Genomic DNA, 9,754 nt, shown 5'->3' with positions numbered 1-9,754 from the left:
GCAACCAAAAATAAGTCCTCTATAGTAGCAGTGACATCGCAATAGGATGAATGCCCTTTGGTGGCGATAGGTGCGTCACCGTCCGCTAAGGCCTTTTTGAGCGTATATTCGTACTTGTACGTAGATCTCACGAGACAATACTATCCTCTAGACACGTGCTGATATTGCCGACCACAGCGTCTCCACACCGGCCGCCACCTCATAAACCGCCCCTTGAGGACGATCCAGGGCTTCGATCTCTGTCCGGCCCAGGTCGCGAAGCAGGCCACGGATCATACAAAGCGTTACGGAGTGCGACACGACAATGGTTGGCTGCTCCAGGTCAGACAGAAACGCTACACACCGCGCGCGCAAAGCGTCGAAACCCTCGCCATTTGGCGCGGTCAAAAACAGCCGCATCAGGTCTTTGTCGTGAAAACTGGGGGCGGACCCACAGATCTCACCAAAGGTTTTGGCTTCCCAGTCTCCTGCGTTGATTTCGGCAACACGTGCCTCCAAACGCGGAAGTTTGCCAACAGCGGAAAGCGCGATCCGAGCTGTTTCCTGTGCCCGCCCCAACGGACTGCAAACGGCATCGAAACACTCGATGCTGCTGATTTGCTTGAGGATCTCCCCCTGTTGGCGGGCTTGCGCCCGCCCCAGGTCCGTGAGCGGAGAGTTTTTGCGGCCCTGAAGCCGGCCCTGCCGGTTCCATTCCGTTTCGCCGTGGCGCAACAGGAGCAGGCGTGGGCCGGTGTAGCGAAAGCTCATGAGGCCACAATCACCGCTTCGTTGGTGTTGACCTTGAGGTGCACGTCGCTTCCGGTGTCGCGCCAATCATGGCCCACATGGTGGAACTGATCGACAATCATTTCCGTGCCGGAGGTGCGCACGATGTAGCGCACCTGACTGCCCATGAACTCGCGGTGCAGGATGGTGCCAGGCAGGGTGTCAGCGCCTGCTTGATCGACGATCTGCATGTTCTGTGGTCGCAGCACAATGGAGCCTGCACCAGCGTGACCGTCGCTCAGAGGCAGCACATCGCCCGCGCTGGTGCGGAAGAGCTTGGCGCTACCGTCGGTTTCGACCTGTCCCCCAAGAATATTGGCCGTGCCAAGAAACTCCGCCACAAACAGGTTTTGCGGGGTGTCATAGAGTTCTTGCGGGGTGCCAATTTGCTGGATCACGCCTTTGTCGAGCACCGCCATGCGATCGGCGGTGGTATTGGCCTCTTCCTGATCGTGGGTCACAAAGATGGTGGTCAGGCCAAGTTTGCGCTGCAATGCTAGAAGTTCCCGGCGCATCTGCACCCGAAGGCTGGCATCCAGATTGGACAGCGGCTCATCCAGCAGCAGAACCTCAGGTTCCACCACCACGGTGCGGGCCAAAGCGATCCGTTGTTGCTGGCCACCGGAGAGCTGGTTGGGCATGCGATCCGCCAAATGGCTCAACCCGACAAGCTCCAGCGCGGCGTCTACACGCGGGGCAATTTCGGTGCTGGGCACTTTGCGTTCTTTGAGGCCAAAGCCGACGTTGTCTCGCACCGACATATGCGGCCACAGCGCATAGGACTGGAACACCATGCCGACATTGCGTTTCCACGGTGGCAAGCTGACCACATCGCGCCCGCCAATGCGGATGCTGCCACGTGGGGTCGGGCCGAAGCCCGCAATCGAGCGCAGCAGGGTGGATTTGCCAGAGCCGGAGGGCCCAAGGAAGGCGAAGAACTCGCCCGGTTGAATGTCGAGGTTCACCCCGGTCAACACCTCGGTGTCTCCAAAGGAGAGGTGCAGATCGTTGATTTCAATTCCGACCATTTGATTTGTCATAGTTCTATACTCCCGCACGTTTAGTGCGACTGATCCGTGGATTTGAATTTCTTGTCGCGCTCAATCATCAGCTGCGACAGGAAGGTGCCGAGGCCGACGATGATGACCGCAACCACACCAAGGGCTGCGCCAGCGCCACGTCCGGACGGCTTTTGCATGAAGAGGTAGATGCCATAGGCCAGCGGCGCGTCACTTTCCGAGCTCACCAGCATGATGGTGGCAGAGAGTTCCACCGCCGCAGTGGCAAAGGAGGTCACAAAGCCCGCGAGAATGCCGCCCGACATCAACGGGATCACAATCCGGCGGATGGTGGAGCTTTTGGTCGCGCCAAGGCTTTCCGCGGCTTCTTCCAGCGCCAGCGATACCTGTTGCAAGGCAGCAGTACAGGCCCGTAGAGCATAAGGCAGACGCCGGATCATCAGGGCAAGTGCAATGATCACCCACCAGCTGGCCATCGGTTTGTCGGTGAATGGGATGTCGATGGAATGGAACACCCGCAGGTAGCCTATGCCCAACACCACACCCGGCACAGCCAGCGCGGCGGTGGCGAGATAGTCCAGCGACTTGCGCCCCCAGATGCCGGTGCGGATCACGATATAGGCAATGGCTGTGCCAATGATCACGTCCAGCACAGCTGCGATACCTGCATAGATCACCGTGTTGGCAATGAACTGCTTCGAGTTCTCCCACATCACGATGTAGTTCTGGATGGTGAACCCGTCCGGAAGCGGCGCAAAGCTCCAGATGGTGGCAAAGCTGAGCAGAGTCAGGCCGATGTGCGGGCTGAGCACCAGCAACAGGATCAGGCCAACCACCGCATAGGCTGCGACTTTTTCACCGGTGCGCAGGTCACGCTTGGACAGGCCCCCGCCGCCTTTTTGCACGGTGGAATAATCTTTGCCGCGCATCACCAGGAAGGACGCCCAAAGCGAGAAGATCGAGAAGGCCACCAGGATGAAGCTGATCACATAACCCATCGGATCGCTGATCCCGATCGAGCTGATCCGCAGGAAGGCCTGAGGTGCAAGCATGTTGTTCACGTTGAGCAGCAGCGGTGTGCCAAGATCGTCAAACACCTTGATGAACACCAGCGCGGCGCCTGCGATGTAGCCCGGCATGGCCAGAGGAAACACAATTCGGCGGAACAGGCGCATGCCTTGGGAGCCGAGGTTCTGTGCGGCCTCTTCCATCGAGCGGTCGATGTTGCGCAGGCTGGTGGAGAGGTTGATCAGGATAAACGGGAAGTAGTGGATCGACTGCACCAGAATGACGCCGTTTAATCCCTCCATGAAGGGGATGTTGATGCCGAATTTCTCTTCCATCAGCAGGTTGAGCGTGCCGTTGCGGCCAAAAATCAACTGCATCGCCACGGCGCCTACAAACGGCGGCATGATCAGCGGGATGAAACCCAGACTTTGGATCACCACGGAACCGGCAAAGTTAAAGCGGGTGGTGATATAGGCCAGCGGCAGGGCGATGACGGTGGCGACCACCACGGACATGGCGGAAACGTAAAATGAGTTCCAGAAGCTTTCGCGGAACAGCGATGTGCGGAAGAAGTCCACAAAGTTTTGCAGCGTCAGCGCGCCGGTGTTTGGGTCCAGAAAGGCAACGTAGATCACCTGAAGGACGGGAATGATCAGCAGGCCGATCAGCAGGATGGCAATGATCAGCGCGGCGGCATGAAGCCCGGACACGCGCGGAAAGATCGACGCCGGAAGACGGTCAAGCAGAGACGGACCGCCGTTGGAGTGCGGCGAGGCATTCGACATGGGAAATTACCCGAGAATTTAGAGGAGAGTGGCTTTGGTGCCGGGGAGTGACCTGCACCAAAGCGTGGGAAACGAGGCGGCAGCGCGCCGCCTCGGTGAGGTGCCGTTACATCGCGGCAGCTTTGTCCGCCAGCTCTTTGGCTTTGCGGTAGTTTTCCACCACCATGGCGTCCCACTGCTGCTCAACTTCTGCCTGGCGTTCGCCAACAGTGTCAGAGGCTTTTTTGCGCTTTTTGGTGAAGATGCCCGCGAAATCCGCGTCCAGAGACTTGGCTTCGTCAATCGGGTTGGCATCAATCAAGGCACGGGCTTCAGTAATCAGAGCTTTGGCCTCGGCATTGTCGCCACCGGCGTGTTTGGCTTCGGCTTGTTGCACCGCGCCCACGGCGGCCCGCAGGTCGTCCAGGCGGTAGGTGATCATCACGTCAAACATGGAGTTCACCAGATTGTAGCGCGCACCGGATTTGGCCACGTCAAATTTCACCGCCGCCCCGATCGAGCCGTCCTCAAATGGGTTCGGGAAGCCTTCTGGTGCGTTTGCGTAGGTCGCCGGATTGATGGGCAGACGCATGATCGCCGGGTCCAGCAGCACTTCTTGGCCTTCCGGCGTCAGCAGGTACTCAACAAAGGTCTTTGCTGCTGCCTCGTTTGGCGCGTTGCTCACCACACCGATGTTGGCCGGCACCAGCGCGGTCACTTCAGGATAGGAGAAGTCCACTGGGAAGCCGGAGGCTTTGGAGCTGAAGCCAAAGAAGTCGATCACGATGCCAAGGCCAAAGTTGCCGGTGTTCACCCCATCCGGCACGCCAAAGGAGCGCTCGGTCACGGTGGAGAAGTTGCCAGCGATCCATTTCCATTCGGACCAGCCCTTGTCCCAGCCTTCGCCCTGCAGAACTGTTTCCACAGTCAGGTGGGTGGTGCCGGAACGGGAAGGCGCGGACATGCCGACGTGGCCGTGATAAGCCGCGTCTTTCAGGTCTGCCCAGTTCTTGGCGGGCTCCAGTTTCTTGGCCTTCAGGTAACGTTCGTTTCACATGATGCCGTAACCGGCAGCAGCAAAGCCGTAGTATTTGCCGTCTGGATCGTTCATCGGATAGGCGCCGATTTTCTCCGGGATGCCGTCAGAGTTGATCTCGACAGAGGCCAGCAGCCCGTCGCCTTTGAGAACTTCAAATGCGTCAGGCGCGGAAGCCCAGAAGATGTCCGCCGTGTTGGCGTCCGAAATCTCTTGAATGTATTTCACACCTGCGGAGGTCTTCTTGTTCAGGATCTCCAGATCAATGCCCGGGTTGGCCGCTTCAAAGGCCGCCTCAATTGGGCCGGTCATCGAGTTGGGGAACGAGGTGACCACAACCACCTTGTCCGCCGCAAAGGCTGCGGATGCGGAGCTCAGGGCCAGAGCGGCCACAGATGCGCGAAAAGTTCGTTTCATATTTTCCTCCCATGGATGGGCCACACAAGTATAGCCCAACAATGGCCAAACCCTAGCGAGCCAATCTCAAAAGGCTCAACGGATGATTTCGAAACCGTTTTGATTGTGGGTTTGGGTCAATTTTGACACGTGAAATTGTGTCAAATTTGACCGGTTTTTAGTCGATGCCGCAGTACTTCAGGCGCAGGTAAAGCCGTTTGCGCGGGATGCCGAGCAACTCTGCCGCCGCCGCCTTGCGTCCACCACTTTGAATCAGTGCGTTGCTGAGCAGCTCGCGTTCGTGTCGCAGCATGGCCTCGTCATAGGTTTCCGTGACAGCCGCCGAGGCCCGTTCGTCCAAACGCACGGTCAAGCCCACCACCAGCTTTTCAGCCACGTTGCGCAATTCCCGCACGTTGCCAGGCCAGGTGTATTTGCCAAGTGCATCCAGATCCGGCACCGGCAACGCCTTTTGGGATTTTCCATGGCGCGCGGCGGCGCGCTGAATGAAATGATCCAGCAGGACAAACACATCCCGTCCACGTTCTTTGAGCGGCGGCATTTCAATCTGGGCCACATTGATCCGGTACAGCAAATCGCTGCGCAGCTTGCCCTCGGCGAGCAGTTCCTCCGGCTTCTGACTGACAGAGGCCACAACGCGCGGCGCATCGGCGCTGTCAAAAATCCGCAGCAACTGCGCCTGCAGTTGATCGGACAGGGCTTCCACGTCCTGCAAATGTAGCGTGCCGCCTGATGCCCGCGCCACCGCGCCGCCGTCCTCAAACAACGTGCGCTCAATGGTGTCTTGCGACACGGCGGAACAGTTCACCACAACAAATGCACCGCCGGCATTGGGTGACAAATCGTGGATCGCCCGCGCGGCGGCGGTCTTGCCGGTGCCGTCCTGCCCCCACAACAACACATCCACTTGCAAAGGCGCCACCGCCTGCAGGTCTCGCCGCACAAACCGCATGACTTTGGAGCGCCCCACAAGCCGTTCGTCCAACGGCAGCGTATCGCGGGTCTTATGTTGCAGGTTGGTCAACTCCACCTGAAGACTGCGCATTTTCAAGGCCCGCAAAACCACTTGATGCAGGTGATCCGGATGCACCGGTTTTTCCAAGAACTCAAAGGCCCCGTTGCGCATCGCCTGCACTGCTACCGGCACATCCCCGTGGCCGGTGAACAGGATCACAGGCACATCCGGCGCAAGCCGTTTGACCTCTTCTTGAAAGGCCAGCCCGTCCATGCCGGGCATGCGAATGTCGCTGAGCACCACTCCTGGCCATTCGGGGTCCAAAGCTTCCAACGCATCCGCTGCGCGGGCAAAGCCTTTCGCGGCCAGTTTGTGTTTTTCAAAGGTGTCCAGAACCGCCTCGCGCAGATCGTCGTCGTCATCCACCAAGATTATCTGCGGCTGCATCTGCTCCCCCTGTGCGTAGAACAAGCGTTGCCGTTGCACCCGGCCCATCCGTGTTGGGGCTCAGTTGCAAGTCGCCGTTCAGGTCTTTCATGATGTTGTAGGAAATCGACAAGCCCAGTCCCAGCCCCTTTCCAACCTCCTTGGTGGTCACAAAAGGGTCCAGCGCTTCGGCGGCAGGGATCAGGTCAAACCCGGCACCATTGTCGCGCACCGCGAGATGCACGGCGTTGTCGATCAATTGCGCGCTGATGGAGATCTGGCCGGGCCGCTCTGCTTGCTGGGTGGCGTCCAGAGCGTTGGACAGGATGTTGACCAGCACCTGTTCGATCAGAATTTTGTCGCCAATCACAGTCAACTGGGGCAGGTCGTTCGCCACCGTGATCTCGGTGGCCTCCTGCGTGATGCGTGCTTTCAAGAGCGCCAGAGAGTCACTCACCAGTTCATCCAGAGGCAGCCTGTCCTCACTGAATTCGGAGCGCCGTGCAAAATTGCGCAGGTAGGCGATCGTGCGGGTCATGCGATCAATCAGACCGTCCAGACGGGCCAGTTGCCGCGCGGTCATCTCGGCATCGCCTTCGGTCACATAGTCTTCCAGCAATTGCAAACGGTGCTGCATTGCGGCTAGCGGCTGGTTCAGTTCATGCGCAATCCCGGCCGACATCTGTCCCAGTGCGGCCATCTTCCCTGCCTGGATCAATTCCATCTGCGTTTGTTTGAGGGTCTCAACGGCGCGCCGGCGTTCCTGCACTTCGGTTTCCAGGGACATCAGCGCCGCATCGCGGGTTTGAATGGAGCGTTCAAACTCGGAAATCGCCACGGACAGTTGCACAATTTCATCGTCTTCTTTGTTGGGTGGCAGCATTAGGTTCTGACCCTGCGCGATGTCACTCAACCGTTTGGTCATCCGCCGCAGCGGGCGCACAATCCCGGTCCGGATATAGCCAAACAACACGCCAAACCCGATCATCGCCGCCAGCGCGGTTAGGCCAATCAACCACCTGATGGCCAAGGTTGTGTCCTGCCGCGACCGCTCAGTCTGAGCCAAAATCCGCGCCCGCTGCTCTTGACCCGCAGCCGACAGCACAAGTTGCAAATTGCCCAGGTCGGTTTGCAGCGCCGCTAGGCTTGCAAGCATATCGGCTTGCGCGTCCAGCCACGCCAGTCGCAAGCGAAACACGCCGGTCTCGCTGGTCGCAACTGGCACCAAGGCTTCCACAGATTGCCGGAGAGTGGTCAGTTCGGGCTTGTCGTCAAGCTGGGTCCGAAGACCAGCAATGCGCACCAAGGCATCGTCCGTCAGCCCTTGTAACTGCGCCAGCCGCTGCCGGTTTTCCGCCACCGCCGCCTGAAAAATCAACGTCACGGTATTGGCTGTGCTGTCCCCCAGTCGCCGCACGGTATCGCGCTGTTGGCCTTCGTTTTCGATCAACCGCGCCTGCCGTGCACGAAAATCCGGGTCCGCACTGGTCACCAGACTGCTCATGGCAATGGAAATGTTGAAGGCAAAGTCACTCAGCAGCGGGTCGACCTCATCCTGCACATCCGCATTCAACCACCGCAGCGTATTGAGCTGCGCGCCCATCTCACGCTCCGACTGCCCAATCGCCCCCTGCAGCCTCTGGATCTCCGACAGTCCTTCACTCACACGCGCAACAATCTCCGGCGCCTCTCCAGTGCCTTCTGTCTGTGAAATCGGGGTGAGACTGGCCGTCAGACCAGAAACAATCTCTCCCAACTCCAATTGCGCCGCCATGTCCGGCGTCCCGCTTTGCCCCACAATCTGCGTCGCCACAGTGGACAGCTGCGCCGAATACTCCGCCAATGCACTCACTGCCGCCAGTGCCGGGATTTGCTCAGACGCAATCGCCGCATAATCGCGCTGCGCCTTCAGGAAAAACAGGATCGACACCGCCAGCACCAGCCACACCGTCAGGATGATGCCAGAGATCGTGAGTAGCAGTCGGTTCCACACCGACGCGCGGGTCAAAACAGGGGGCAGTCTCATTCGTCGCGCACCAAGGCGTTGGCCCGTTCCGCTTCCAACACCCGCAGCAAGCGGCCCGCCTCGCTCAGCAAAGCCTGCGACGCCGCGCGCCACTCCTGCAAACTGGCCTCTTGCCGCTCAGACAATGTGGCAAAGGCATTGGCATTCGTCGCCCGCCCCTCGTTGCCCACAGCGTCCTCTGCAATTGGCATGGTGGTCAGCAGCCGGCGAATGTCATGCATTGCCACGGTAGGCGCCGCCTGTTCGGCTTCTAGCGCCCGCAGCCTGCGCCACGCCTCCCGGCGCGTGTCAAACATCTCAAACACAAAAGCATCAAACAGCGCGTTCACCGCCCAATACCGTTCACTCGCAAGCGCCGCATCATACTCCAGCCAGTTCAATGTCAGCGCATCTTCCAGCACCTGATGATAGGGTGCCGTGGCCTCAGCCCGGATATGCGCCGCATGTGGCGTGCGCGCAATCTCCGGCGTCATTAACAGCCGCTGCCCCGCGTCAGAGATCACAAAGTCCACAAAGGCCCGGGCCTGTTCCGGTGTCTTGCCATCCGCCAGTACCGCAATGCGGGCGGTGGTGACCATGACCGGCGTTCCATAGACAAAACTCAGATCTTCGTCCGCGCGAGAATGGGCGAGAAAATCGATGGTCAGCCCTATGTCAAACCGCCCGTTTGCCACGCCATCCAGGACAGTGAAGCTGCGCGCGGTGATGGTGCTAAGATTGCCCGCGAGTTCCAGCAAATAGGCCCAACCCTCCTGCCAGCCGCGCACCTGCAAGGAACGTTCCAGCACCATATGCGTGGACCCCGACCGTGAAGGACGGGCCATGGCAATTGCACCCGCGTTTTCCGGTGCCAAGAGCGCATCCCAACCTGCGGAGGCCGCAGCTGCGCGGCTTTGTTTTTGGGTCCACCCCAGGGCCGAATACGCAAAAGAATGCACATCGGGTGCACCGGTGGCTGGTAAAGCCGCCAGATGCCCGTTCTGTTGCAGCAACTCAAAGGCTTCCGGTGAGGAGGACCAGAACACATCAAATTGCCGCTCGTTGCCGCGCAGGATTTCATCCACCGAGGCGTTGGTATTTTTGTTGAGCGTGATGACGTCCACGTCGGGATGCTGCTTGGAAAACGCGGCCACAAACGGCTGATAAAAACCGGGTGGCATGGAGGTCAAAACCCGGAGCTGTTGGGCATAGAGTTGCGTGCCCAGAAGGCTCACCACCAGCGCGGCCAAAGCGGTCTTGCCGCTTCGCATACCTCGCCATTGTGTTCCCGAAAGTCTCACCTAGTCTCCCCCTAACACGTCCGCTTCGGCTCCCAATACAGGCCAAAAGTGCGTG

8 protein-coding genes are annotated in these 9,754 nt (G+C 59.3%); all 8 read right to left on the bottom strand.

The window, feature by feature from the left end; genetic code table 11:
* Positions 1 to 147: 147 nt before the first annotated feature.
* A complete protein-coding gene (locus SIB38_RS22275; protein ID WP_412551065.1) occupies positions 148 to 750 on the bottom strand; it encodes a histidine phosphatase family protein in 603 nt (200 codons plus the stop codon).
* Positions 747 to 1,808 (bottom strand): ABC transporter ATP-binding protein, encoded by a 1,062-nt coding sequence (locus SIB38_RS22270; protein ID WP_412551064.1) that lies wholly within the window; start codon positions 1,806 to 1,808, stop codon positions 747 to 749. Before SIB38_RS22270 ends, SIB38_RS22275 begins: the two co-directional genes overlap by 4 nt.
* Before the next feature lie 20 nt (positions 1,809 to 1,828).
* Complete coding sequence (locus SIB38_RS22265; RefSeq protein WP_412551063.1) at positions 1,829 to 3,580, bottom strand: ABC transporter permease; 1,752 nt, start codon at positions 3,578 to 3,580, stop codon at positions 1,829 to 1,831.
* A 106-nt stretch (positions 3,581 to 3,686) separates the two neighbouring features.
* Positions 3,687 to 4,598, bottom strand: a complete 912-nt coding sequence (locus SIB38_RS22260) for an ABC transporter substrate-binding protein (protein WP_412552075.1) — start codon at positions 4,596 to 4,598, stop codon at positions 3,687 to 3,689.
* Between the two features lie 12 nt (positions 4,599 to 4,610).
* Positions 4,611 to 5,012, bottom strand: a complete 402-nt coding sequence (locus SIB38_RS22255) for a hypothetical protein (protein WP_412551062.1) — start codon at positions 5,010 to 5,012, stop codon at positions 4,611 to 4,613.
* Between the two features lie 157 nt (positions 5,013 to 5,169).
* Positions 5,170 to 6,414 (bottom strand): sigma-54-dependent transcriptional regulator, encoded by a 1,245-nt coding sequence (locus SIB38_RS22250; protein WP_412551061.1) that lies wholly within the window; start codon positions 6,412 to 6,414, stop codon positions 5,170 to 5,172.
* Positions 6,386 to 8,419 (bottom strand): ATP-binding protein, encoded by a 2,034-nt coding sequence (locus tag SIB38_RS22245; protein ID WP_294119512.1) that lies wholly within the window; start codon positions 8,417 to 8,419, stop codon positions 6,386 to 6,388. Before SIB38_RS22245 ends, SIB38_RS22250 begins: the two co-directional genes overlap by 29 nt.
* Positions 8,416 to 9,669, bottom strand: coding sequence for an ABC transporter substrate-binding protein (locus SIB38_RS22240; RefSeq protein ID WP_412551060.1), 1,254 nt, complete (start codon positions 9,667 to 9,669; stop codon positions 8,416 to 8,418). Before SIB38_RS22240 ends, SIB38_RS22245 begins: the two co-directional genes overlap by 4 nt.
* Positions 9,670 to 9,754 lie beyond the last annotated feature (85 nt).

This window comes from Shimia sp. MIT910701 (assembly GCF_047126315.1).
GTDB lineage: Bacteria > Pseudomonadota > Alphaproteobacteria > Rhodobacterales > Rhodobacteraceae > Shimia.
The sequence above is the reverse complement of the archived record's forward strand: the minus strand, read 5'-3'. Positions and strand labels throughout refer to the sequence as shown.

What these genes read in the sequence shown, in the direction of transcription:
- SIB38_RS22275 (WP_412551065.1), bottom strand. Translation starts at nt 750, where the DNA reads ATGAGCTTTCGCTACACCGGCCCACGCCTGCTCCTGTTGCGCCACGGC.
- SIB38_RS22270 (WP_412551064.1), bottom strand. Translation starts at nt 1,808, where the DNA reads ATGACAAATCAAATGGTCGGAATTGAAATCAACGATCTGCACCTCTCC.
- SIB38_RS22265 (WP_412551063.1), bottom strand. Translation starts at nt 3,580, where the DNA reads ATGTCGAATGCCTCGCCGCACTCCAACGGCGGTCCGTCTCTGCTTGAC.
- SIB38_RS22255 (WP_412551062.1), bottom strand. Translation starts at nt 5,012, where the DNA reads ATGAAACGAACTTTTCGCGCATCTGTGGCCGCTCTGGCCCTGAGCTCC.
- SIB38_RS22250 (WP_412551061.1), bottom strand. Translation starts at nt 6,414, where the DNA reads ATGCAGCCGCAGATAATCTTGGTGGATGACGACGACGATCTGCGCGAG.
- SIB38_RS22245 (WP_294119512.1), bottom strand. Translation starts at nt 8,419, where the DNA reads ATGAGACTGCCCCCTGTTTTGACCCGCGCGTCGGTGTGGAACCGACTG.
- SIB38_RS22240 (WP_412551060.1), bottom strand. Translation starts at nt 9,669, where the DNA reads ATGCGAAGCGGCAAGACCGCTTTGGCCGCGCTGGTGGTGAGCCTTCTG.